Origin of the sequence: Micromonospora sp. S-DT3-3-22 (assembly GCF_015354745.1) — a bacterium.
GTDB lineage: Bacteria > Actinomycetota > Actinomycetes > Mycobacteriales > Micromonosporaceae > Micromonospora > Micromonospora wenchangensis.
Genome location: NZ_JACGMO010000006.1, coordinates 82,576 through 109,245 on the forward strand (window position 1 = coordinate 82,576; position 26,670 = coordinate 109,245).

General features: G+C 74.7%; 4 protein-coding genes. All 4 read right to left on the reverse strand.

Features of this window, described 5'->3' with window-relative positions:
• Window positions 1-18: 18 nt before the first annotated feature.
• The gene (locus H1A17_RS03060; RefSeq protein WP_194821013.1) at window positions 19-25,284 is read right to left on the reverse strand and encodes a hypothetical protein; all 25,266 of its coding nucleotides are present in this window, start codon (window positions 25,282-25,284) and stop codon (window positions 19-21) included.
• An 82-nt stretch (window positions 25,285-25,366) separates the two neighbouring features.
• Window positions 25,367-25,699, reverse strand: a complete 333-nt coding sequence (locus H1A17_RS03065) for a hypothetical protein (protein ID WP_145919396.1) — start codon at window positions 25,697-25,699, stop codon at window positions 25,367-25,369.
• Window positions 25,699-26,145 (reverse strand): YbaB/EbfC family nucleoid-associated protein, encoded by a 447-nt coding sequence (locus H1A17_RS03070; RefSeq protein ID WP_145919395.1) that lies wholly within the window; start codon window positions 26,143-26,145, stop codon window positions 25,699-25,701. Before H1A17_RS03070 ends, H1A17_RS03065 begins: the two co-directional genes overlap by 1 nt.
• Window positions 26,146-26,229: 84 nt before the next feature.
• Window positions 26,230-26,670: hypothetical protein (locus tag H1A17_RS03075; protein WP_375372784.1), on the reverse strand; the 441-nt coding region annotated here is incomplete at its 5' end.

Here is a 26,670-nt window from a genome sequence, read left to right on the forward strand (position 1 = left end):
CCACCGGAGCGGACCGGTTCACCCCCGATCGGCCGCCGGTCGCGGGGTGCGCTGCCGACGGCGTGGCCGGCTGCCGGGGCGGTCCGGTACCGGGGCGGGTGTGGTCGGCCGCGCGCCGGGCGGGTACACCGGCAGGCCGGGGAGTCCGGTGACCAGGATGTCGCCGAGACCGGGCACGACGATGGTGTCCGGCAGGACCACCCCGGCCAGCACCACACCCGCCAGGACCGCGCCCAGCGGCACCGTGCCCGACGGGACCGGACCGGCCGGCACCGTGCCCGGCGGGACGGCACCGGCCGGACCGGCATCCCGACGGACGACCGGGTCCCGACGGACGACCGGGTCGACGGCGGTGCCGGCAGGTGGGTCGCCGGTGGCGACCGGGGCCGGCTCCGGGCGCGGTCGGTGTCGGGCGTTCGGCTCCTGCGTCGGCAGCATCCGGCTCGCCTCGTCGACGGTGACGACCGGGGTGTCGGCGGCGGCGAGCGTGTCCAGTGCCCGGGTGGTGTCGTCGACCGTTTCCGGGTCGGTCGCGTAGCTGTCCAGCGAGCCGGGTTCGGCCCGGCCGACCAGGGCCGCGAAGTCGCGGGCCGGGAAGACGTACACCTGCGCGTCGTCCGGGGCGGTGAACGCGTCGGTGTCGACGACGAACCGGCGTACCACCGGGCCGTCGCCGGGTGGCAGACCCACCTGCGCGAGGTGCTCGGCCATCCCCCGGGCCACCCCGTACGCGGTCTCCGGCCGGGTGAACACGGCGACGGGGGCGTACGGGTCACCGGTCGTGACATGTACCCGTCCGGTGGCCGGGTCCTGGTACAGGTCGGTCGACACCGGCTCCGCAGACCCGCTCTGCCGCCCCCGGGGCACCTCGACGACCAGATGCAGCAGGACCTGACCGGGGCCGGGCCGCACCGTTCCGGGGCCGGTCCCACCACCGGCGGATCGGACCGGCGCGGGCGGGCGGGCCCCGCCGGCCGGCGCGTCGAGGACCCGGTCCGACACGGCACGCGGGTCGCCACCGGGAGCCTCCCGGTTGGCCAGTCGGACGAAGTCGGCCCGACCGGCCGCGATGCCGTCGCGGACCTGTCCGGCGAGGCCGTGCATGGCACGCAGCCGGGGCAGGTCCGGCTCCCCGCCGTTCCAGAGGGCGCTCATCTGCTGCAGGGTGCGCAGCAGCGTCATCCAGTCGGCGAGCGGGCCCGGCGCGCCGGGGATCCCGGCGAGGCCGACCCGGCCGGGGTCGCGGCTGATCCGGAACGTGTCCAGGGCGGCGGTCGCCGCGTCGAGCAGCCCGTCGAGCATCGCCTCCCGGGTGTCCAGGGCAAGCCGGTCGAGCTGCGCGTCGGTGTGCAGACCCACCACCGCCAGCGCGTCGTCGAGCCGGGCGAGGTCCCGGTCTGTCGCCGCCTGGTCGGGGCGGGGACGCAGCCAGCCGGCCAGCACCCCGACGGCCCCGGCGGCCCGGTCGAACGCCGCGAGATCGGCGGTGCCGGCACCGAGCCCGCCGACCACCTCGTGGTACGCGTCGAGCGCCGCACCGGCAGCCCCGAGGAGGCGTCCGTCGGCGATCGGTTCGGGGCCCTCGGTCATGCCGAACCACAGCGCCCCGAGTGCCTGGGTCAGCAGTTGCCAGCCGTACACCTGCATGATCGGCCCGTCCAGCGCGATCCCGGTGGCGTCGCGCAGCCGGGTCAGCTCGGCACGGAACCGGGCCAGCGCCGCGACGTGGTCCGCGTCGTCCGGCTGGTGGCCGTCGACCAGCGGTGTCAGGTCGAGGTCGCGATGGGCGGCCGGGGCCAGCTCGATCAGCGGCGCCAGGTCGACGATCACGTCGAGCGTCCCGGTGGCGCGGGTGACCAGCTCGGCGACCTCGATGTCGCCGGTGCGCCACTGCTGCGCCCACCGGCCCACCAGCCACCGGAACTCGTCCAGCACGCCACGCACCTGTGCGGCGTGGGCCGCGAACGGGGTGGCCAGGGTCGGCGTGACGAGCACCGGCAGCAGCCGGACCAGGACGCCGCCGAGCCGGTGGACGACGACCGCCGCCGCGGTCTCCGGTTCCCCGGCGGGCAGCCCGGCTAGGGCCTGCCGCGCCTCGGTGACGCGCAGCAGCACGTCGTCCCGGAGGTCCCGACCGTCGTAGACTCCGCCGACCGCGCTGCCGGACGTCGGATCGTCGGCGTACACCGGGCCGGGGAGCACCCGGCGCAGGGACAGCTCGACCTGCATCCGGACCTGCTCGCGGACCCCGTCGACGACCCCGTCGAAGTCGGTGACCTCGACGAGGACCCGTACCGGGAGCATCCCGACGGGGAGCTGGGCGTCGAGCTGGCCCCGGAGGAAGTCGGCAGCGGCGTCGGCGAGGACGCGGGCCACCGCGTTGCCCCGGGAATCGGCCAGCAGTTCCGGGGGCACGCCCAGCACCAGACCGAACTCCAGCGCCGTGCCGGCTGTCGCCGGCTGCGGCAGGCCGGCCAACCAGGAGGTGACCAGCGCGGCCCGCCGGGCGATCGCATCGCGGGTCGGTCCGGTCAACACCGCCCAGTCACCTACCGGTTCAGCCGGGGAGAGCCGCTGGTGGTCCCCGGCGGCCGCCGACAGCGGGAGGTCGCCGAGCAGTTCCAGGTCCCACGGCCGGCGGAGCAGATCCACCCGGTCGAGAACCGCCCGGACGGCGTGGTCCGCGGCGATCCGGACCGGGGCCTCGAAGCCGAGGCGCTCGGGCCGGGTCCGCCAGGTCCGTTCCACCTCGGCCGCCGTGACCGGCGGAACCTTCGGATCGGCTGCCGGAGGCTGCTGCCCCGCCTGGTCCGTCGTGGTCTGCGGTGCGAAGGGCGCGACACCGATCGGTCGGAGCACCGGGTCCACCGCACGGTACTCCCCGTCGGCGTCCGGTTCGCCGACCAGCGCCGCCAGCAGGTGGAGGTGACGCGACCGCAGCCCGGCCCACCGCATGCCCCGTAGCTGGGCCTTCTCCTCGTCGGACAGCGCCGCCTGTTCCTCGTCGGTCAGGGCATCACCGGGAAGTCCCGCGAGGTCGCCGAGGAGACTGCCGGGCACGTTCGGGCGGTGCGGCGCGGTGTCGTCGCGGTACTCCTCGCGCAGGCCGAGCTGGTGGGCGAACTCGTGTACCAGCTCCTCCTCCAGGGAGTCGTGACGCCAGTGGAACTGGTCGGTCGGCCCCTCGTCGATCACCTGCACCCGCAGGTGGGCGTCCTGCGGGGAGGCGGCCTTTTCCACGGTCACGTGCAGCAGGTCGCCGGACCGGTTGGGCAGCCGGTACGCCGTTGCGTCGGCGCTGCTGTTGAACACCCGGTTCACCCCCCGTTCGAGGGCGGCGAGCATGGCTCCACCGGTGTCGTCGTCGAGCCACACCCGTACGGTCAGGTCGGTCACCGGCTGGCCGCCGTACCGGAACCGGCGGGCCTCGAACCGCGACACGACCTCGTAACGGTCGTCCCGGGCGGGTCCGGGCCGGCTGACCGGGTCGACCCAGTGGTGCTCGCGGACCGCGACCTGTGCCATCGCGCGCCGGATCGTCCACTCCAACGGCTCGTCCTCCCCGCGCGGCACCGTGCGGGGTTCGGGGCGGGGCGGGGCCGGCTCCGCCCCGTCGGGCCCCAGCGGGTCCGCGGTGTCCTGCGGCTGTTCCGGTGCCACGGTCGGGGTGGTGATCACCGCGCGCAGGTCGTCGGGGACGGCACTCGTGCGGCCCTTCTGGTCCGGCCGGAACACCCGCCATCCGCCGAGGCCGTCGTCGGTGGACACCATCCGGGCCGCGCCGGCGCGCGTCGTGATGTCGATGTCCGCCCCGTGGGTCAGGACCACCGGTGTGACGAGAAGTCCCGGCTGCTCGGCCACCGCCTGTCCGAGCACGTCGACCAGGGTCTGCGCCGCCGCGTGCGGCAGCGGGTGCCCGACGAGGACGAGACCCTCGACCGGTGTCGACTGGGCGATGACCGTCTCGACGACGGTCGTCGCCCAGCCGGGCAGGTACGTCGGTGCGTCGGGACCGGCGAAGATCAGCTGGCGGCTGTCGGACGCCTGGATCAGTGGCACCAGGTCGAGCACGTCGGGGTCCTCGGTGCCGAAGAGGGGCGGCAGGACGTGCGCCACGTCCGGCGGATACAGGTTCAGGTGGACCGTCGTCGGCTCCAGCAGGTCGACCCGGTCGTCCAGCGGGACGAGCACCCCGTCGGGGTCGACACCCCGCCGGATTCCCCGGTCGCTGTCGGCGTCGTACAACGCCGGCAGGAACTCCAGCCAGGGCCGTGTGCCGTCGGGCCAGTCGACCCGCAGCTCCCCCGCATCCGGATCCCACCTCGGCATCGCCTCCCCGGCCAACGCGTAGACGGGCCGGCCGGTGAGGTCCGCGAGCCGTTGCAGGGCAACGTAGTGTTCGGAAAGGCCCGCATGCTGGACGACACGGATCGCCGTCACGTCGTCGGCAACCGGCAACAGGGGGCGTAGCGACCAGTTCGGCGCGTACAGCGGCAACTCGACGGTGAGCAGGCCGGGCGGGCCGGCGTGCCGCCACATCGGCCAGAGTTCCCGGTCGGGCAGGGCCAGTTGGAGGCCCCCCGGACGCTCCACCGCCACGCCGGTGACCTGCAGCGCCTCGTCGAAGGCCGCCCCGGCCTCCCGGCGCAGGACCGCTGCCTCCACCTGGGCGGTGGCGCCGTCGACGTGCTGCGCGCCGAAGTACCGGACCTCCAGCACCATCAGCGGCAGCGCACCGTTCGACGTGTCGAAACCGTTGATCACGGTCATTCCGCCGTACCCGAGATGCTGCCGCACGTCTCCACGGAGGTAGTCGATGATCGACTGCTGCTTGTTGTTGTTCTTCTTGTCGACGAAGGCGCCGTTCTGGAAGAAGTCACCGGCCAGCTTGACCCCGGTCCTCAGCTCGAAGCGCTCTTCGAGATCCGGGAACCGGTCCGTGAACATCCCGCGGAACAACTGCGCGATCTCCGTGAAGTTGGCCTGGAAATAGGCCTGTGCCGCCGGTGACAACGCGTCGAGCAGCATCCGCATGTCCTGCCGGGACAACGCCGCGACGTTCTCCTTGACCAGACCCCGGTGGAGCCAGGCTCCGGCGACGCCTGCGGTGTTGGAGTACAGCACGGTGGCGAACCCGCGTAGCTCCGCGACGTCCCGAGGGCTGCCGCCCCCGTCGGCGAAGTGGTCGGCCACGGTGTCGGCGAAGGACAACGCGTCTTCCAGGTGGGGGCGGGCGTAGGAGGGAGACACACTCGTCGGGCTGCGCCAGGTGTGCCGGGCGACGTAGCTCAGGAACGAGTGGGCACCGGCGAGCGGGACCCCGATGCTGTGGTGCACCCGGGCGCCGGGCTCGCTGTCCGACGGGCGCGGGCCGACGTTCGCCTTGCGACCGAGCGGTGTCAGCACCACCTGGGGGAGGTGACCGGCGGCCTGCACCGTGCCCAGGAGCTGGGCGAACGGGACGGGCCCGGTGAGCGCCGACAGGGCCTGACCCAACGCGGTCATCGCCGGGTACAACGACTCGCCGCCGTGGTGGGCGTCCATCTCGGCGTCGGTGTCGGGCACGACGCCGACGATGACCTCCAGGATGGCGACGGCCTCCTTGGTCCGTTTCGGGGCCGGTCGCCGGTAGAGCTGGCCGTCGCCGCTGTCGCGGAAGTAGGTCTTGGTCTCCACCTCGATGACTGTCGTTCCCGCGGGGTCCCTGGCGAGCGCTCTCGTCCGGGCCCGATCGGGCAGCGTCTCGGCGGTGGCTCCCGTGAACATGTCGGCGGCCGCGCTGAGGTCGAGCATCTCGAAGAACTCGAACTCCGTGCCATGGCCCAGGAAGGTCCGGTTCACCGGCGCGTCCACGATCGCCCGCGCCACCGAGGTCGAGGCGACGGGCGCGGACGTCCCGGCGTCGACAAGCGCCGCCGGATCGACAGTGCCCTCGGGATCCACCAGGACCGCACGGGCGGCGACCTCCGGGCCGAGGGCGTTGAGCCGGGGCAGCCGGTTGTCCGCTGCGGCCCGGGGCAGCAGCACCGCGCCCCGGTCGCCGCCGAACTGCACCCACCGCACCGGATCGGTCTCCCGGTCCAGCCGGTACCCCGCGAAGGCGTGCCCGGGGGCGCTGCCGGGGCGTTCCAGCAGGACGAAGGCGGCGGTGCCGGGCACGGCGGCGCCGAGTGCCCGCTCGACCTGCGCCCAGGAATCCACCACCGCCCAGTCGGACCGGTCACCGGCGAAGTCGCCGGCCCACCGGGTGCCGATCGCGGCGTCGTCCCGGGTCCGACCGACCCGCAGGCCCGGCCGGACGAACCCGTCGATGCCCGGATGCAGGACGACCGCGAACCGACGGGCCAGAGCCAGACACGACAACGGATCCTCGGGCGGGCGCCAATCCGTCACCGAGCCGGCCGGACGGACGGCGGCCTGCACGTCCTGGGTCTCCTGCACGGCCGTCTCCAACCCCGCCAGCGTCAACGGGTGCCGTCCCCGGCCGGTCGACCGGGGCACGCCGGGATGACCGCCCGGATGGCCGAGGACGGCACCGTCGGACCCGGCACCGCTCTCGGCGTCGCTGTCCGTGTCGCTGAGCACGGCGTCGCTGAGCAAGGCGTCGCTGTCCGCAGCGCCGTACCCGGGATCGCTCCCGGTCGTCGTGGGTCGCAGGGTCGCCGGATCGGTGCTCTCGCGCCAGAGGTCGACCGTCGGGCGGGGCAGTTCGAGCGCCTCCTCCCGGGCCCGGACCAGATCGAGCACGTCCGGTTCCGGTAGCCACGCCCGGTAGTGGCCGTTCGCCAGGTAGAGCAGCACCGGTCCCTCGCTGATCCGGGCCTCGGCACCGTCGAAGCGCGGGTTGTAGACCGTCCGGATCGACCAGCCTCCGACGTTCGCCTGCGCGTCGTCGGCGGCCTGATCACGGACCGCCGTCGCCGTGTCGCCGGTCGACCGGGAGCCAGCGGCCGGACGGGCCGACGGGACGGGGGTGGCCAGCACCACCGGCCGGCGCAGCACCGCTCCGACCAACAGGACGAGGTAGTCGCCGGTGTCGGCCGCCCAGTCCGCCTGCCACCTGCTGACGGTCCGCGCGAGTTGGACGCGTACCCGCCGCTGTGCCCTGACGCCCCGGCCCAGCAGTCCGCCGTCGGCGATCACCTGTTCCACCTCGGCGAGCCGGCCGTCGACGAGCAGGGCATGGATCTGGGCGCGCAGGCCGTCGGCAACCCGTAGGACCAGGGGGCGCAGGCGGGAGGGCAGGGTCACGTCGACGGGCCCACGGGCGTCCCGCCAGGCCTGGATCTCGTCGAGCTGCCCGTGGTACCCGTCGGGCAACAGGCCGCGCACCTCGGGCAGCGCGCTGACGACCACGGATTCGAGCAGGCAGAGGCCGTTGCGGTTGACATCGACGACCTCCCCGGCGGCGGGGGGAGGAAGTGCGGTGAACTGGTTGTCGGTGACCTCACGGACCATCGCCGGTGACGGTGCCGGCCCGGCCGGGGCTACGGCTGCGACCGACCCGGCCGGCGCACGGTCGTCGACGACTGATTCGACCGGCTCGACCGGGTCTTGCCGCCCGGCCGCCGTCGGGGCGGGTCGTCCACCGGGCGGCGTCGGATCGGTGCCGTCGGTCGGGGGAAGCAGAACCGGGTCGGCTGCGGAACTCCGGCCGAGGTGGCCGGCGGCCAGCGCCACCAGCCGTTCGACCTCGGCGCGGGCCTCCCACCACCGGCGACGGGCGGACGCCTCCGCCTCGGCCCGTTCGGCCGCGTTCGCGGCGGCGGCCCCGGCGAGCGTGTCGCCGGTGGTGCCGGCGTCCCCGGGGAACTCGGCGACCAGGGCGATCCGTTCCAGCTCCCGCCAGGACTTCAGCGCCCTCTGCGCCTGCTTCGCGGCGTGGACCGCCTGCTCCAGGAGCCCGGCCACGACCACCCGGTCGACGGGCGCGCTCCCGGGTGCGTCACCGGCCAGCAGGTGGTCCAGGGCTGCGGCCTGATCGACCAGCACCGGCTGCGAATCGGGCATGGTCACCTGCACGGCCGTACGGCGGGTGCCGGTGAGGTCGGTGTGCTCGGCGACGACGACCGTCTCGGTGGTCCACCACACCTTCGCCCGCGCGCCCTCGTCGTCCAGTCCCAGCCGCATCACGTCGGTCCGGTGCCCGGCGGCCTCCTGCTGGCTGGAATTGCCCGGCACGGAGACCCCGAGCGCCGGCACCACCCCGACCGAGGTGCCGAGGGTGTCCGGCAGGGCGGCGTCGGCCCGGGCCACCAGCCGGGCGTCGCCGTGCCGGCCGGCCCCACCGACACCGGAGGTTCCCTCAGCGGGCACGAGAATGGTGTCCAGCCGTACCGCGGTGACCCGGGTGTGCAGGACGAGCCGGTACCCGTCGGCGAGGGTGATCTCGTAGGGGCCGGCCATCCGGTGTGGGGTGGCGGCCCACAGGTGGGTCCGTCCCAGCAGGGTCATCAGCTGGTAGTTGAGGGTCGTTCCGGGCATCCCGACCGTCGGTCCGGAGCCGACGATCCGCAGCGCCCGCAGCGCGGTGGCCTGGAGGGCGGCGGCTCCGTTGAAGCCGAGCGCCACATACCGGTCGGGCACCGGGACGGCGGCGTCCCGCCAGGCCAGCCAGTTGTCGGCCGGGATCGGCACCAGCCGCAGCGGCCCGTCCGTCCCGCCGACGGTCAGCCGGGCGTCGGTCACTGCGGCCGGGTCGGGCAGCACGGTGGCCGGGCCGGCCGGCCGGTAGGTGAGATTGAGGTGTTCGGCGGCGGTTTCGGTACGCAGCGGCACGGTGATCTCGTGCCGGCCGATCTCCTGCCGGCGACGGTGGGCGGTGAAGACCAGCCGTTGTGGCCCGTAGTCGACCGGAAGCCAGGGGCCGGGGGTCTCGACGGCGCTGACCGCCCGGCCGAGGGTGACGTCACTGGACCGGCCGGCGGCGGTACGCCCCAGCGCCCCGAGCGCGTTGAGCGCCGCCCGCTCTCCGACGTGTGCCACCGGGACCACCTCGTCGGTGACGGCCTCGCCCGACTGGCGTCCGCCGCCGACCTCGCTGACGGTGCTCAACTCCAGGTTGCTGGCGCCCGCCCGCAGCTCACCCACCTGTGGCGGGTCGGTGGCCGGTACCGCCCGGACGATGATCTGCACCGCCGGACGGCTGAGCAGTCCCGGGTAGCGCAGCACGAAGCTCAGGCCACCGTCGAAGAGGTCGCCCAGGTGCGCGGCGACGGTGACCGGGTCGGTGTGGTGCAGGACGGTGCTGATGTTCATGCTGGTGTTGCGGTCGTGGCCGACCAGTTCCATTCCCTCGTCGCCGCCGAGGCGCAGCGAACGCAGCCAGCCCAGCACGGCCTGACCGATGGCAGGGGCGTCCACCAGCCGGCTGGTCTGGTGCATCACCTGCGCCGCCGGTGGGCTGACCTGGCGCGGCAGCCGCCAGCCGCCCAACGGGGTACCGACGGCCTGCCGGTACTCCTCGGCCGATATCTGACCCAGCAGGGACACGTCGCCCACCTGCTGGTAGCGCGTGAAGGACCGGTCGGACAGCACCCACTTCGGCTCGGTGAGCACCACGGCGAGGTGGACCCGCAGTCGACCGTGCACACCCAGCAGGACGGTCCGGGACTCGGAGTGCTTGATGGTCCGTTCGACCTCGGCGACGGCGAGGACCGTCTCGCCGTTGGTCCACTCGATCTGCCGCCGGCCGAACAGGCGCAACGCCAGGGTCGCGGGCGGCTGGGTGGGGGTGCGGGCGGCCGGCTGGGTGGGGTTCGGGGCGGGTGCCTGGCCGCCCGACGTTCCCCCACCCGCGTCGCCGGGCTGGGCGGGGGCGCCGGGCTCGGCCGCTCGCCACGCCGCGCCGCCCCCGCCGACCTCCAGCCGGAACTGTCCACCCCGGTCCGTGGCCGAGCGGCGGACCGCGTACCCGGCGACCGCGCTCTCGTACCCGTCGCCGGTGACCGCGCCGGCCGGTGCCTGGTCGTGCCCGGTCACCTCGGCGAAGACGAACACCGTGACCGGCACGTCGTCGCCGACGACCACGCTGGGGGCGTGCACCGGCTGGGGTTGCTGGGTCGCCGGTGCCAGCAGCGCCGCCAGGTGGCCCTGGTCGACGAAGGCGTTGAGCCACTGGTGCAGGGGGGTGCCGGGAATGTCGCCGCTGAACGCCGTGCCCCGCCGACGACCGCCGGTGCCGGACGGCAGGTGCCCGGCGTCCATGTAGTCCGCGGTGGCGCCCCGCAACGCGTCCAGCAGTTGTTCGCGCAGCTCGGGCAGGCCGTGGACGTGGTGGGTGACGGTGTGCTGGGCCAGTGCCGCCCCGAGGTGGCGTAGCCGTTGCCGCTGCGGGGTCACGGCTGCGGGCAGCAGTTCACCGAGCGCCTCGCGCAGCACGATGCCCGCGCTCGGCGTGCCGGCCGGCGTGGGCAGCACGACCGGCTGCGGCTGCCCGACCGCGATGGTCTGGGTGAACGGCACCGAGAAACCGAGTTCGAGGTCGATGGTGGCGTCCCCGGCGAAACGCAGTGGCTGCGCCTGCACGGGTTGGTCGGCCAGCCACCGCCAGGTGTCGGCGAGGAAGCCGCGGTACTCGACGATGACCGACGCCGACAGCTCCAACCGGACGTCGTCGGCGAACACGGCGACCGCGCCGCCGCCGACGCCGACGACGCCGGCCTGGCTGCCCTGGGTCACCTCGATGACGTCCCGCCAGACGCCTTGGAGCCGCAACCCGATCCCGGCGGCTCCGCCGATCGCGTCGCTGCCCACCGACGCGCCCGCCTGCACGCCCGACGCGACGCTGCGGACCGCCCGGTTCGTCGCCGCCTGTGCCCGGCCCTGGCTGGTGCGCAGCTTCACCGTCGGCTCGTCGTCCTCCGACTCGCTCGACCCGCTGTCGCTGGGTTCGGGGAGGTCGGCGGTGACCGGGTCCGGGTGGGTGCCCCGCCGGCCGAGGTACCGGGGTGCGGTGTCCGGGTGGCGACGCCGTACCCCGATCCGCACCTCCAGCGCCCGACCCGAGAAGATGTCCCGCACCCGCAGCTCGATCAGCAGCTCCCCGTCGGCGGTGCCCAACAGGCGGGCCGAGTAGCGGCTGGGGCTGTTCTGCGCCGAGAGACGTTCCTCGTTGCCCAGCCGGTCCAGGGCCCGCCGGATCCGGGCGGTCTGCACCCGCGGGTTGTCCCAGTCGGGCAGGTACTGCCGGTACACCGCGTTACGGTCGTCGTCGAGCAGTTGCCGCAGCCGGTCGGCGACCAGGCCGGCGACCAGATCCCCGCCGTGCAGGAAGCCGCGTCCGATGCGCAGCCGGTCGCCCTGCCACAGGTAGTCGGGTAGGGCACGCGGGTCGTCGGGGTCTTCCTCGACGGTGCGGGCCAGCAGGGCGACCAGTTCCCGGTCGGGCCGGGCCGTCGAGGGGACCCGGGAGAGCTCCGCCACGTGTTGCTGCGGCACGACCAGCAGCGTCCGCACCGTCACCGGCTGCGCCCCGCGCCGCAGCCCCCGGTGCGCCAGCGACCGGGTGACCGACCGGTGCATGCTCCACTGCAACGTGCCGGTGTATTCCGCCAGGTAGAGCCCCAGGGCGTGGTCGCCCGTCTCCTGTCCGGCGGTGGTCTCCACCTGCGGTGCGATGGCCTGCGCACGGCGGTCGACGACCGAGATGCTCGGCCCGGCGGAGAGCCGGAACAGGCCGAACGCCCGGCCGATCAGCACCGCGAGGAAGCCGCCCCTGTCCGAGGCGGACTGCACCGACTGACCTGTCGTGGCCGAGGCCACCGCGCGCAGCAGCGCCGACTCGGGCAGCTCACCGATCGGGGTCAGCCGGGTCAGCCGCAGGGTGGGCCGGACCCCCTGGGCGTAGGCGGGCCGGCGCAGCCATGACGAGCTGGTCGCGGTCAGACCGGTCGCGCCGGGCTGCACCGCGTCGAGGGCCCGCTGGCCGCCCCAGAGCCGCCAGACCCTGAGATTGCTCCCCCGACGGACCACGTCGGGGATGCCGGAGAGCACGGTGGTCGCCAGGGCGCCGTCGTCGACGACCTCCACCGGGTAGCTCGCGTCCCGCAGGAACGCCGCCCCGGCGCGACTCACCGTCAGCGCGGTGCCGTCGCTGATCGGCCGCATCGTGGCCAGCACCTCGGGGGTACGGAACCAGAAGCGGTCGCCGTCGCCGGGCACCCAGGTGGCCGGGACGTCGGCCCAGGTCGGCGCGGCGGGCCGTTCGGTGATCTCCACCTGGACGAACACCGCGCTGCGGGTGAGGAACGAGTCGGGTACCCCGATCATCATCCCGTTGTCCCCGGTGGTGAGGGACTGGCCGATCGTGCGGACCGCCCGGCTGCTCAGCACACCACCCAGGACGGTCACCCCGACGCCCCCGGCGGGGACCGGCACCACGACCCGGGCGGTGGTGGTCTGTGGCTGCGCCCACGTCGACGCCGACACACCTGCGGTACGCCGGTCCTCGATGCCACCCAGGCCGGGGGCGAGCCGCACCTCGTCGGTGTCGCTCGGCCGGGGCACCAGGCGTACCCAGGCGAACCGCCTGTCCCGGCCCACCCGGACCGGGTGGCCGGAGCCGTGGTGCAGGAACTCGGTGGGATCGGTGGCCAGCGCGTGCAGCAGCGGCCGGGCGGTGGCCATGGTCACGCCCAGCGCGGCCAACCGCCGGGTCACCTGGGCGCCGAGCCTGTCGCCCCAGGCCGGGTGGTCGGTGTGTGGCACGCCGATCAGCAGCGGCTGCGCGGTGACCGCGGTGCGGACCGCGGTGACCTGCTCCGCGGTGGGTTCCCGGCCCGGCACCTGGCGGGCCGCGCCGGTCGCGTCGAGCAGCAGCACCTGGGCCCGTCCGGTGGACAGCGCCCGGGTCAGGTCGGCGTCGCTGAGGTCGGCGGCGTCGACCCCGACGACCATGAGCTGGGCCGGCACCGTCGCCAACCCGGGCTCGACGACGAACATGAGCAGATGTCCGGGTGCCTCCGCCCGGGGCAGGTACGCCAGCGCCAAGGAGCCCGGGGCGGCGCGCAGCGCGGCGACGGTGGCCTCGACGTCGTGCAGCGGTTCGAACTGCCCGCCCAGCGCGGCGGCGAGGGTGCCGGGGATCGTCTCCGGGGTCACCGTGAATTGCCCGCCGAGAGTGCGGGGTGTCCGCCCGAAGTAGCCGTCGACCAGCCGCACCATGGCCTGGACCAGGTCGGTGGCGTCGGCCACGACCAGCGCCGGGTCACCGGTGGCCCGGGTGAGGCCGGCCGGCGACGGGGTGAGGAAGTCGGCCAGGTCCATCGCGTCGCCACGGGCGTCCACCGCCAGCACGGTGGTGCCGGCGCGGGTCAGCGCCACGGCGGTGGCCGGGTCGTCGGCGGCGGACCGGGCGAACACCCCCGGCCGGGCGGGGTCGACCACCCGGGGCACCACGGCACCGTCCCGGTCGTCGGCGACCAGCCAGAACACCCGGGCAGGCCCGTCCGCAGGCTGCTCGTGGACCAGGATCATCGCGCCCGGTCGGCGGGTCAGCGCCTGGACCAGCGAACCGGGACGGCCGGCGTCGGGTGCCACCGGCCGCCCGCCCAACGCCCGGTGGAACCCGTCCAGGCTGAGCGCGGTCACCGCCGTTTCGGTCACCGGGAGGTCGCCGATCCGACCGTGCAGGGCTAGGTGGGCGCTGACCGCCCGGACCCGGGAGCTGGCCTCGGTGGCGCCGGCCTCGTCGACCTGCACCGCGTCGACCCACCCGGCGAGCCGGGGCAGGGACGGGCGGCCCCGACGGATCTGCCGGCCGGCCGCGAGGCGGGCCGCCGGCAGCCGGCGCAGCGCCTCCCCGGCGGCGTGCAGCGCTGCCGGGGACGGGCCGGCCGTGGTGGATGCGGTCCCTTCCGTCGGGCCGGTCGACACCGACGCGGTGTCGACCGAGCCGGGCTCCGTCACCGCCGCGCCGGTCGACGCGGAATCCGGGTCCCGGTCCGACGAAGCGTCCTGATCCTGCTCCCGATCCGACGACTGGTCCCGGTCGGAATGCGATGACGGGTCCTGATCCGGCTCCCGGTCCGACGACGGGTCCCGGTCGGAATCCGACGAGGCGTCCTGATCCGGCTCCCAGTCCGACGGTAGGTGCTGGTCGGAGTCCGACGACGGGTCCTGGTCGAAGTCGGAAGGCAGGTCCGGGTCGTGGTCCGCCGGCCGCTCCTGGGCGGGATACGGCGGCGGCTCGGATACGACCTCGCCGCCGAGCACCCGATGGCCACTCGCGACGCGCACCGCCACCAGCCGCCCCCGTGCCAGCAGCATCCACGGCGGTTCGGTCAGCCCGTCGGGGTCGAGCGCGGTCAGCCGGTCGGCTGCCTCGGCCTGTGGCCGCACGAGCGTCAGCGTGCCGTCGGGGGCGCGATGGACGAGGACCACGGCGTCGCCCAGCCAGACCAGGGCGACCGCGTTGGCCGGCAGCAGCCCCAGGGCCGTGACCGGCACCGGGGCGAACTGCAGCGCGTGCAGCCGTCGGGCCAGCAACGCCGGGTGCTGCCCCGCCGCTCCGGGCAGACCGAGGTGGGTGAGCACCCGTCCCACCGACTGTTCGCCGGAGGGGCCGTCGACAGCGGCCCGCAGCCGGTCCATCCCGAACAGGGCCGAGGCGAGCCGGGCGGCCCGGTCCGCCAAGGTGCTGGCGGGCAGCCCGGACAGCCGGCCCCACAGGTTGACGCCGTCGGGCGGGATGGTCCCGCCCCACTCCTGGCCCAGGTCGTTGACCGCACCCGCCAGCTCGGCCAGCTCGGCGGTGACCGCCGCGACGGCCCGGTTGAACAGCTGGTACGCCTGAGTTCCCGTCATGACCTCGGGAACGCCGGTGCCCGGCCGGGGATGATGGGCCCGCCACTGTCCGTCCCCGGTGCGGACCAGCACCACGGCCGCCTGCGCGGCGAGCGCCCCGGCGAAGTCCTCCGCCGCCGTACCGGTGTCGAGCAGCACGACGACGGGGAGGCCGGCGGCGGTGTCCGGCAGGATCACCCGGTAATCGTCGGCGGGCAGCGCGCCGCGCCCGTCGGGACGCCCGGTGGTCACCCCGTCGCCGCTCACCACGCCGGGTTCGACGAGGACACCCCGTTCGCCCAGCAGCGGGCCCAGCCCCCACGCCCAGACCTGGTCGGGCATGACTCCCAGCAGCGGTCCGTCCCGGTAGGGGACCGCCATCAGCTGCGGCGGCGGCACGTCGTCGGACGGTTGCCCGGTGCCGGTGGCGGGGGGTGTCACCTCCCACGCCAGCACCCGCCGGGCGGGAAGCCGGCCGGCGGGGGCCGACGTGATCTCGATGACCGACACGTCCGCGCCGACCCACCAGGCCGGTCCGCCCGGCGGGCCGACCGGCACCGTCCAGTCGGGCACGAAGGTCCGGTCGGCCGGGCGGATCCCGTGCTGGCGCAGCGGATTCTCGGTGACGGGCTGTCCGACTCCGACGAGACGGGCCAGTTCGAGCAGCGCGAGCCGCCGGTCGTAGGACAGGTCGTCGGCGAGTTGGCTCGGCAGGGCGGTAGCCAGCGATCCGTCCTCCTCACCCAGGATGTCGTGCCCGGCCTCGGCCAGGATGTCCCCGTCGATGAACCAGCCGTGCAGGACGTGCTCCCCGTCCGGACCGGGTGCCATCACGCGCATCACCGAACCCTCCGGCAGGGTGTACACGCGGTCGTCGGCGCTGATCTCCTCGACGGCGACGAAGGCGACATCGGTGACGGCGTGCCCGACGGGTGGGTCGGCGTCTCGGGCGGCCACCGTGTCGGCCAGGAACCGCACGGCGGCCTGCGGCAGCGCCAGCATCGTCGGGGCCGGCACGTTCTGTTCCCGGAGCACCGGGTCCGTGGCGGCCACGCCGGCGACGACGTACGACAGGTCCGCGCCGGTCAGCACACCGATCCGTTGTTCCTCGTCGGACCACGCGTACGCCGTCCACGTTCCGGGGTCGCCGACGGTGGAGCGGGTCACCACCGCGAACACCGCGTCGAAGATCTCGGGGATCTCCGCGATCGACTCGACCTCGCCGGGCACCACGATGATCCGGGTCCCCTCGGGCAGCCGCTCCGTCAGGACGGCGACCGCGTCGGCCGCGGGGAAACCCGCCCGCACACCGTCGACGATGTCGTCCAGCTCGGACAGTGGCACCACGGCCACCCGGAACGCCGCACGCAGGGAGGCCGGCAGGCCGGAGCGACCGGCCGACCAGAGCACCGCGCCGTTGCCGTACCGGTCGGCGGTGGGCACGGCCGACGCCGGCATGCCCACGGCGAGCAGGGATTCACCCCCGTCGGCCGGGAACTCCATGGCGGCCATCTCCGGGCCCAGCCACACCAGGGCATCGTCGTCCGCATCCGGGTCCACCGCCCAGCCCAGGCCGCGCCACGACGGGTTGTCGCGGGTCGTCCGGATCAGGTCGTCGACGTGGCCGGCCGAGATCGGCAGCCCGCCCAGCGTGACGTGGTCCGCATAGGGCTGGCCCACGTCCGCCGCCCGCGCCGCCCGGCCCAGGTCGGGCGTCCAGCGGACGACGGGGCCGGTCGCGATCCGGTCGCGGAGGAAGTCCGTGACGGGGGCGATCGTGGCCGGGTCCACGGTGACCAGGTGAAGCTCCTCCCCGGACCAGCGCTGGAACACCCGGACCTGGTCGACGGGGACCCGCAGGGTCAGGTCGTGCTGGTGCTGGTCGGAGTCGCCGACGAGGAGCAGCCCGTCGTGGCCGGCCTCGGCCGCGAACGCCTCGGCCGAGGCCCACCGGTCCAGGTGCAGGTGCAGGTGACCGTCGACGACCTCCTGCCCGTACGGCCGACCGAGCAGGTCGAAGACCGCGCGGACCAGCGCGGTCTGCGTCGGGGTCCGGCGGCGGGCCATGGCCGCGCTGAGCACCACCGCGTCGAACTCGTGCCGGAGCTCGCGCAGCAGGTCCGCGCTGTCCGGGCCGGTCAACTCCAGCTGCCAGCCGGGGAGCTGGTAGACGGCGGTCCAGCCGGTCAGATCGGCGTCGGGGGCGAGCACGCCGACGCCCCGCTCCAGCAGCCGCTGGACGAACGGGCTTCCCTCCGGTGGCGACCGGTCGAGCAGGACGACCCGGGGGTGCGCCCGTAACGCCTCGCTCCCGATCACCTCGTCGGCGGTCACCTCCCAGCCGTCGCCGGTCAGCCGGTCGCCGGCGAGCTGCCCGGTGGCGACGACCAACCCCCGGCCGCTCAGGTCCTCGCGCTGCGGGATGGTGACCACCGCCCGGGCCTCCGGCGGCTGCGGGACGAAGTAGACCATCGGATGATCGACGATTCTCCGGGCGGACGCGTCGACCAGCAACAACGTCGGGCTCGACGACTCGGCGGATTCGGTCCAGATCACCCCCTCCCGGTCGGACCGGCCGGCGAACAACTCCTGCACCTGCGCCAGTGCGGCGGGCGACACCGGGGCGAAGCGGTAACCGGCCCCCGGCCAGGCGCCCGGGGTTTCACCGATGCGCCGCGCAACCTGGTCCCGATGTGCCATGGCCAGCAGGAACTGGTCCCAGGGATAGGTCCGGCCCGGGTCGAGGACGGCCAGCCAGGACTGGATGCGCGACCAGGGCTCCCTTATCACCCGCCACGTGTCGGGATGGTCGGCGGCGTACCTGCCGTCGAAGAGGAACTGCGCCCAGCGTGTCCCACCACGGGTGGTCTGGAAGGACTGCACCAGCTCCGGACGGGGATCGGTGATCTCGATCAGCACGCGGTGCCTCGGTAGCACGGCTGGATCGATCAACAGGACCCCGGCCTCCCGCAACTCCGTTCGGATGCTCGCGACGTCTCCCCTTTCCGCCCGGGCGAGCAGCAGCCGCACGGGTTCGGTCGGCGTGGCCAGCAGCCCGCTGTCGAAGATCTCGGTGAGCCAGTCGTCGTCCTCGTAGATCCGCAGGGCGGGGTCGGCGAGCAGCGTCTGGGCCAGCTCACGGCCCTCGACCGGGTCCGCGGCGTGCAGGGTGGCCCGGGCGAGCGCTCCGTCGAGTTGGGTGACGAGCTGGCTCACCTCGGCGCCGGTGACGGCACTGGCGCCGAGCACGATCCAGTGCACGTCGGCGGGCAGCAGCGTCGGCAGGACGACGATGGCGGAGGCCCGTACCGCCCGGATGAAGTCGGAATCCACCACGGCGGCGTGGTCGAGGTCCGGGAAGAACAGCACCCGGGTGCCCCCGGTGGTCGGCAGCCGGGCCAGGTAGTCGGCCGCGGTGTAGCGGGTGCCGTCCGGGGTGACCAGCGCGTCGGACGACTCCGCGTCCAGCCGGCCGGGCTGTACGACGATCCGGTGTGCGCCCCGCCAGCCGTACCGGTCCACGTAGGTCACCAGCACCCCGGAGAGCAGCTGCCATGGACGCCGCATGATCAGCTCGCGGACCGGTTCGTTCTGCCAGTAGTCGGCCAGGGGTGTGTCCTCGGGCATCTCGAGGAACGCGGCCAGCCCGGCGGCGTACGCCGGGGTATCCCCGAACGTCTCCCAGAAGGTCTCCCGGATCGCGGCGAGGACGCGGGCCTGCAGCATCCGGCGCTCGATCCCGTCGAGCGGGCTGTCGTCGTGCTGGTCGGACCGCTCGGCCAGGATCCCGGTGGTCTCGGTCTGCTCCGTGTCCTCGATCAGGTACTGCCAGGCCCGGCGGACCATCTCGGGCGGGTCCGTGATCGGCTGGGCCACCGGGCCGTCGACGAAGTCGTTGCGCCACAGCGGGACCACGGTGATCAGGCGTGGTTCGACGTCGAGCGACGCCCCTGCCGGCGGTTCCACCAGCGCGTCCACCTCCAGCGCCGGCTGGTCCTCGATCGCGGGCAACGACAGCCGGACCAACCGGGTGGTGTCGGCCGGGGCCGCCACGGCCAGCTCCACCGGGGCCGTACCGCTGGAGTCGGCCACCGTCGACGGCCATCCGCCGTGCAGCAACCAGCCCCGGTGCCCGCCGAGACCGTCGGCCAGACCGGTGTCCGCGACGGTCACCCGCCGCACCGGGCCGGGCGGGGTGGACTCCGCGTGCGGCGGCGTCGCCTGCTGCGCCGCCACCCGCAGCTGCTCCCGCTGGTCCTGCGACAGCCGCTCGTACGCCGGGGACGGGTCGCCGGCCGTGTAGTCGGGTAGCGCGACGTACGCCTGCCGGACCCGCTCGGGCAGGCCGGCGAGCTGCGCCCGGGACAGCTGCCCGGCGGGGGGTACGGGGAGCCGGAAGCGGAGCCGGGGTATCCGTACCGGCTCGGCAGGCACCTGGGACTCCTGCATGACCACCACGCTCAGGTGGGCCGGTGCCGCCTGGCCCACGTCCAGGCGGCGGCGTAGTTCCCGCTCGACGGAGCGACCGAACGCCACCGCGTTCGCGTCGTCGTCGCTGACCACGGTGAGCACCAGCGGCGCCCGCGGATCGACGTCGATGGTCGGCGCCCACGGCCCGCCGTTGTGCCCGCCGGCGAAGAAGGCGTCCAGCATCGCCTCGGGCAGCACCCGTCCACCGAGCAGCAGTGCACGTTCGGCGTCGGCGAGCAGGACGAGCAGGTGCTGGCCCGGCAGGTCCACCGCGTCGACCTGCCGGATGAGCGTGGTCACCGTCGTGGCCAGTTCCTCGCCGTCCCAGGGCCACAGCACCCCCCGCCGCTTCGGGCTGCTGGCCACCCCTCGCCAGTCGGGCTCCTTGCCGCTGTCGCCGGTGTCGACGGTCCGGCCGCCGTCGTCGTCGGGGACGTCGACCGGGGTGACCGGGGTGACGAGGGCGTCGGGGACCCAGGCGTCGTAGTGGTCGTGCCCGTTGTAGAGCAACCGCACCGGCGTCCCGTCGCCGTCCGGCCAGAGCACCGTCACCGACGGCGGGTCGAGCCGCCCCTGCCACACCGGCCGGCCCAGCGCCGCACCGATCACCAGGGGCAGCACGTCACCGACCCGGCCACCGTCGTCCGGATCGTCCTGGCCGGGCAGCAGCCGCTGCCAGTCCCAGGTGTCGACCGCGTCGAGCAGGGTGGTCTGCACGTCGTATCCGACCGGGAACAGCCAGGTCGTGGCCACCTGGTCGAACAGCTCCACCATCGCCGGGGAGGGGTCGGCCACCCGCCGCAGGATCTCCTCCCGCAGCGCCGTGTCGATGTCGGTCAGGTCGGTGTCGTGGACGCCCGCGCGGCGTACCCGCAGCAGCCGGTCCACCGCGTCCGACGGCATGCCGGGGATGCCGGCCATCGCCTCGGGCACCGCGACGGCGACCGCACTGAGCAGGCAGAGCCCGTCCCCGATGATGCGGATCCGGTCCCACCCGGTCGGCGGCAGCGGGGCGTTGGTCAGCCGTACGCCGTCCGGGTCGGCGGCACCGGCCCGGCTGGCGTAGCCGGCGAACGGCACGGCGAACGGCGCGTCCGACCGGTCGGGGTCGACGATCTCGTCGTTGACCACGTCCCACGCCCCCGTGCCGTCGGGCACGAACAGCGCCCACGGCCGACCGTCGACCGACAGCGGCAGGTGCTCCGCCGTCCCGGCCACCACCAGGTCGCCCTCGGGCGCGAACACGTCGGTGTCGCGCAGGTCGGCCAGGCGCTGCACGGACCGCGCGCCGATCCGACCCGCCGCGCAGGACAGCAGCGCCAGCCGCCGGCCGTCCCGCTCGGGCGACTCCAGCAGCGTGTGCAGCTCGTCGACGGTCAGCGTCACCTCGCCGGTACGGCCGTCGGTGTGGCGCAGCGGCACCCGGAACCGGTCGCCGGCCCCGTGCACCAGCACCGTCACCCCGTCGGTCGCGGCGGGTAGCCGGGGGTTGCGGGCCATCCGACGCCACTCCCGGTCCGACAGCAGGGCGATGCTTCCCGGTCGGCCGGGTACGTCGTGCGTCACCACCCGGCTGCCACCGAACCACCAGGTCCCGTCCGGGTCCTGCCGCAGCCGGCCCGCAGCGGGCCGGTCCGCCCGTCCGGCCGGGGCGGACCCGCGCGACCGTCGCCGGTCCCGGCCGGCACGGTCGGTCGACGCGGGTTCCCGGCGGCGGATCCGGTTGGCGTAGGCGGGCCCCGGCTCGGTCCAGAGCACCGCCCGGCGGCGCTGCCGCGGTGTCGACGGACGCTGCGTGCCGCCGGGTGCCTTCGACCGGCCGGCACCCCGGCTGCTCTGGTCGACCCGGACCATCCGTGGCGGAATCCCCTCGGTCCTCAGTCGCGCCGCCACCATCGTGCCGACCAGCTCCGCCAGCGAGGCCGCCCGCCGCCGCCCGGTGCGGGCGGCCCCCCGCCGCAGCAGCCGGCCGCCGTTGCCGCCGCCCTCGATCCGGACCCGCACCACCCGGGGCCGGTCGGATTCCCACGCGCGGCGGGCCTGGGTGACGACCTGGTCGACGAACAGGTCCAGCTCGGGCCACTGCCCGTCCTCGGCCGCCCGCTGGCCGGGGGCGAAGTCGACGGTGACGGTGGCCACCGGGTCGGCGTCGTCGGGGGTGTGCCGGACCGGGGTGACGTCCCGGTCGAACCGGTTGCCGACCGCCGCCGCGACGGTGCCCAACCAGCCCTGTACCTCGTCGGGGCTCACCGCCGGGCGGGTCGCCCCCATGTACTGCGCCGAGCGGTCGTCGACCTGCCAGCGCCGGGCCGACTCGTTCCAGGTCAGTTCGCCACCCACCCGCGCGTGCCGCTCGATGGCCCGGCCCCGCGCGTCGAAGCCGACCGCGAGGCCCGCGTGGCCCTGCCCGCCGAGCTGGTCCCGCAACCGCTCGGCGGTCAGCTCCGGATCGTGCTGCCGCATCCCCGCCAGCAGGGCGCGGAAGTCCCGTGGCCGCATCGCCGCGGCCGCGTCGGCCGCACCGAGGTAGATCTCGCCGTCCTCGGCCACCACGTAGCGCCAGGACCGCGCCCCCGCCGGGTCGAGCAGGTGGGCGGGGAAGTCCGCCAACCGGTACCAGAGCGGATTGAGGCGTACGTCCCCGGCGTCGTCGCGTTCCTCAGGCGTGATGCGGGCCGCCCGCACCGCCGGCCCGTAGGCACCGTCGAGATCCGCGCCGACCGGCGGGTCGTCGAGGGTCGCGGCGGCAGCCAGGGTGGCGGGCGTATCGGGAGTACCCTCGGCGACCGGTCTCTGCGGGGTGTTCGACCCACCGAAGGTGTCGGCGACGACCGGGATGTCGCGCGTGATCGGGGTGACCGGGGCATCGGCGGTGGCCGGGAGGTCGGCAGCGACCGGGGTCTCGGGAACCGACGAAGGCTCGGCGGTGGCCGGGGGCTCGGGGGCGGTCGGGTTGTTCGTCTCGGCGGACGAGGCGTCGAAGTGGTCGCGATCGTTGTGGTAGACCGTCATCGTGGGGGCGTCCGCCGGCCCGTACCTCGCGCGCTCCCGGCCGTCGGCACGGCTGCGCACGCTCAACTGCACGTCGAGCGCGTACGCCAACAGCGGGAGCAGGGCCAGGCCGACCGGCTCCCGCCAGGATCGGGACCAGTCGCGTACGGCGGCCAGGAGCACGTCGAACTCCTGGTCGGTCAGCGGCCCGGCCTGGAAGGCGTACCAGTCGAGGTAGGTGGTGGACAGATCGTCGTCGGTCAGCCCCGTCAGGTCGGTGTACCCGTGCCGCTCCAGCAGGGCGATCCGGTCGGCGCGGGAGACCGGACCGGGGTCCAGCTGTTCCCGGTCGGCCAGCGCCTGACGGATCGCGGGGATCACCGTCGGCAGGGTGGCCCGGTGTGTGGTCAGATGCCTGGCGACGAGATCGGTCAGGGCGTCGGCGGTGCGGTTCATCGGCGCGTCGTCAGGCACGGACGCCGCGCCGATGGAGAGCTGTTCGGCGTGCCACCGCGCCGCCGCGTGGACATCGTCGGCCTCCGCCAGCCAGGGAGCCAGCTCCTCCGTCAGCAGCCCGGCACGCTCCAACCGGTGGGACACCAGCCCCGGCGCGGACGTCAGGACCGCATAGGGCAGGCACCGTCCGTTCGCCGGCACCCGCACCAGGTCCGCCGGCAGCCCCTCCGCAGTCAGGGTGAACCGCTCGACCGTCGGCACGGTCACCGGGTCGACGGGCTGGCCGGCCGGGGTGGGGGCCGGGGGCGTCGGGTCCGGCCGGGACATGCCGTACCGGCTGGTGCTGGCGGGGTCCACCAGGGCCCGGACGGTCGCCGTGCCGCCCGGCGTCACCGGCACCGGGTTGCCCTGCCCGTCCCGCATGATGACCCGCGCGCCCACCGGCAGCTCCGGCGGTTCGCCGACCGGCCGGACCCGTCGGCCCTCGGTCGCCTGGGTCTCCACCCAGAACAGCTCACCGCCGTCGTTGACCAGGGCGAAGGCGTGCCGCGGGGCGTTCGGTGGCTCCACCAGCACCGCCGCCAACGCGTTCGGACCGGCGGCACGGACCGGGCCGACGACCTGCGCCCAGTCGGAGACCGGCTGCCACTCGGCGCCGAGCTGCGCGGCGAGTTCCCGCTCCGGGCGCGCGGAGTCGACCGCGATGTCGTCCCGGGTCGTCCGGGGCATGGCCGAGAACTCACCGACCACCGCCGCCAGCCGGATCACGCAGTCCATCGCCGTACCGTCGTACGGCGGCAGCACCCCGGTCAGACGCTGCTCCAGGGCGGCTCCCCGGCCGTCGACCGGGGTCCCGGGGAAGGCGGTCACCGTGCCCACCGGCACCGGCTGTGGACCCGCCGCCGGTACGCCCGACGATGCACCGGGCACGGAGGTGTTCACCGGCTGCGGCCGGGCCCCCGATCCGGCCCCCGGCTGCGCGCCGGGCTGCGGTCCGCCCGCCGCCTGCGCCCCCGGCCCCGACCCGACCCCCGGCGGCGTGCCCGGCGGTTGCGTGACAGGTCCCGGTCCGCCCACCACCTGTGCGCCGACCGGCTGCGGTCCGCCCGCCGAGGAACCGGCCGACAGGTCCACCGATGCGGGCGCACCGGGCGCTGCGGACAGGTCCGACGCGGTGGACAGGCCGGGCGTACCCAACAGGTCGGGTGCGGTCAACAGGTCCGACAGGCCGGGGTTGCCACCGGCGGTGAGGCCGCCCGGGTCCACCGGCTCCGGCCCGGCCGGCTCCCCCGGCGGCGTCGACATACCGTCCACCGGCCGGGGCCGGGCCGCGTCGGCGTCGCCGGAACCGCCACCGGCACCGGGCCGGGCCGTCGACCCGGCCCCGGAGCCCGCACCCCCCGCCGCACCACCCCGACCCGCACCGCCCGGGGTCGCACCACCGGGCGTCACACCGCCGAGGGACGTACCGCCGGTGCCGATACCACCCGCGCCGGCACCCACCTGCGGCGCGGCGGCCACCGCCTCGGCGTACGACGGTGGTTCGTCGTACGCCGGCAGGCGGACCGGGTCGTACGCGGGCAACTGCTCGTCCGTCACCGGGTCCGCAAGCGCCGACGGGTCCGCCTTGCGGTCCCGGTCACCGACAGTGGCCTTGTTCAGCTGCTGCCCGATGGCGGTGCCGGCGACGCTCGCCACCCCGGAGAGCGCACCCGCGATGACGGCCGCCCCGTCGGCGTCCCACTCGCCGGTCGTCATGCCGTTGTAGAGGAACTCGGTCAGCCACTCGCTGACGCCCTCGTTGGCGATTTCCTGGGCCGCCTCGCCGGGCCGGAACCCGTGCGGCTCCGGGGTGTTCGACGATGCGGTCAGCCCGACCCGCCGGCCGATGTTCGTCGACCGGGCCAACCGCTCCAGCCCCTGCATGAGCCCGCCCAGGCCGAGGCCGACCGCGCCGCCGAGCGAGCCGACCTCGGCGGCGGCGCGGGTCAGCTCGTCGTTCCAGCCGTCGCGGGTGTGGTTGCGGATCTGGTAGAGCTGCACCAGCCGGTCCATCACCGTCTGGAGACCGATCCCGACGGCCTGCGCCATCGCCACCTGGAACAGGACCCGGGTGGTGACGTTCTGGAAGATGATCCGCATGATCACCCTGCCGACGGCCAGCCGGGCCAGCGCGGCGGCCGGGTTGATCCAGGCGATCGCCAGCGCCGCCAGCAGTTCCAGCATCAGCGCGAGCAACGACGCGATGATCATCAGCTTGGCGTACTGCACCTCGGTCGCGGTGCCCCGGTAGCTGTCCCCCATCCGGTTGGTGTATTTCGACACCAGACCGAGGTAACCCGGGCTGTGCAGGACGTAGCGCTCCATCGTGTCGACGAAGGAGTCCTCGGCCTGCCCGTTCACCCCGGCCCGGTACGCCCGCACCCCGTCGCCGAACGTCTCGCTCGACGAGGCCACCAGCTCGGCGGCCCGCCGCAGCTCCTCGGCGGTGGCGAAGAGGTTGGTCTCGTTGGCCCTGGGAAACTTCTCCCCGATCAGGAAGCGCAGGAAGTTCGCCAGTTCGGCGCTAACCTCGATCGCCACCGGAGACCACCCCTCGTCGTCGTGCCGTTGTCAGGTGTCACGCAAACCACTGCCCGCCTGCTGCGGACAGCGCTGCCAGCCGCTAGGTGTGCCGGCCGGTGTTGACCCCGCCGGAGATGTCGGCGTTGGTCGCCTCCACGCTGGCCAGGAGTTGCCCCAGCTCCCGCAGGTCCTCCTGGTAGCCCTGCGGCACCGCGCCCAGGAGCCTGATGAGGTCCGCGCCGAGCGACGCCTTCGGCAGGTTCGCCACGATCTCGTCGATGTCGGCGTACGGCGCGCCGACGAGCCCCGGACTGTCCGTGTCGCTACGTCGCAGCGCCTGCTGGACCCGGTCCAGTTCCTCGGTGAACGGGTCGAAGTTCGGGTTGGTCAGCCGGCCGGTGTCGGCACCGATCGGCCCCTCGGCCGGGGCCATCAGTGGGCTCCGGCCGGAGACGGCGGCGTCGGGTCGTCGTCCGGCTCGGCCGTGCGGAACATCTCGGTGAGCAGCCGGTCCATCGGCAGCGGGCCGTGCTCCGGGTCGGCCCCGCCGGTCAACAGGTCGATCATGGGCAGCCCGGCGGGGAGCATCGACTCGAACGCGGCCACGGTCCGGGCCATCGCCTCGCCCCGGGCCGCCTCGATCGTGTCGACCAGCAGCTCACCCAACTCCGGGCCGGCCATCGACCGGTACGCCGAGGTCGGAAACCTGATCGCCGTGACCGCCCCCCGGCTGTCCACGGTCACCGCCACCGCCCGGTTCTTCGCGGTGACCGTGCTGTAGACGGTGTGCAGGCCACCCTGGATCTCGTCGATCGCGGCCTTCTGCCGTTCGAGTTCGGCAAGCGCCTGCTCGACCTGGTTGGACAACGGGCTCGACATGTCTCACCTCCTGTTGGATCGGTGGTTTCATCCGGTGCGGAGCACCGCTGGCGACGGTCGCCCGTCGCCCGGTAGCGCCGGCGGTCAACCTCGGCCGCGTGCCTGCTCCCGGCCGTGGACCACCGGGCCGGCGGCGGGGACCTCCCCCACCTCCACCGGCGTCGCCGCTGGCCGCCGCCTCGGTGGGTCGGTCCGGCCGACCACCGCCGCCGTGCACGTCGGGTCGGCTCCCCACGCCTGTTCGTCCTCGGTCAACCGGGTGGCGCGTCGGGCGTCGGCGTCGCCGTCCGGGCGGCCCGGTGCGCCGAGCGACGGCAGGATCGGCGGCCCGACCGGCCGGCCGCCGAGCGGCCCGGACGCCGGGGAGCCGCTGCCCGTCGCGCCCGACAACCCCGGTCCGCCGGCCCCACCGGACGCCCCGACGCCGCCGGGCAGTCCCGTACCCGTGGGCAACCCCGCACCGCCGGCACCGCCGAGCGGACCGGCGAGCAGGGCGGCGAGTTCCCGGCCGACGGCGGAGCCGCC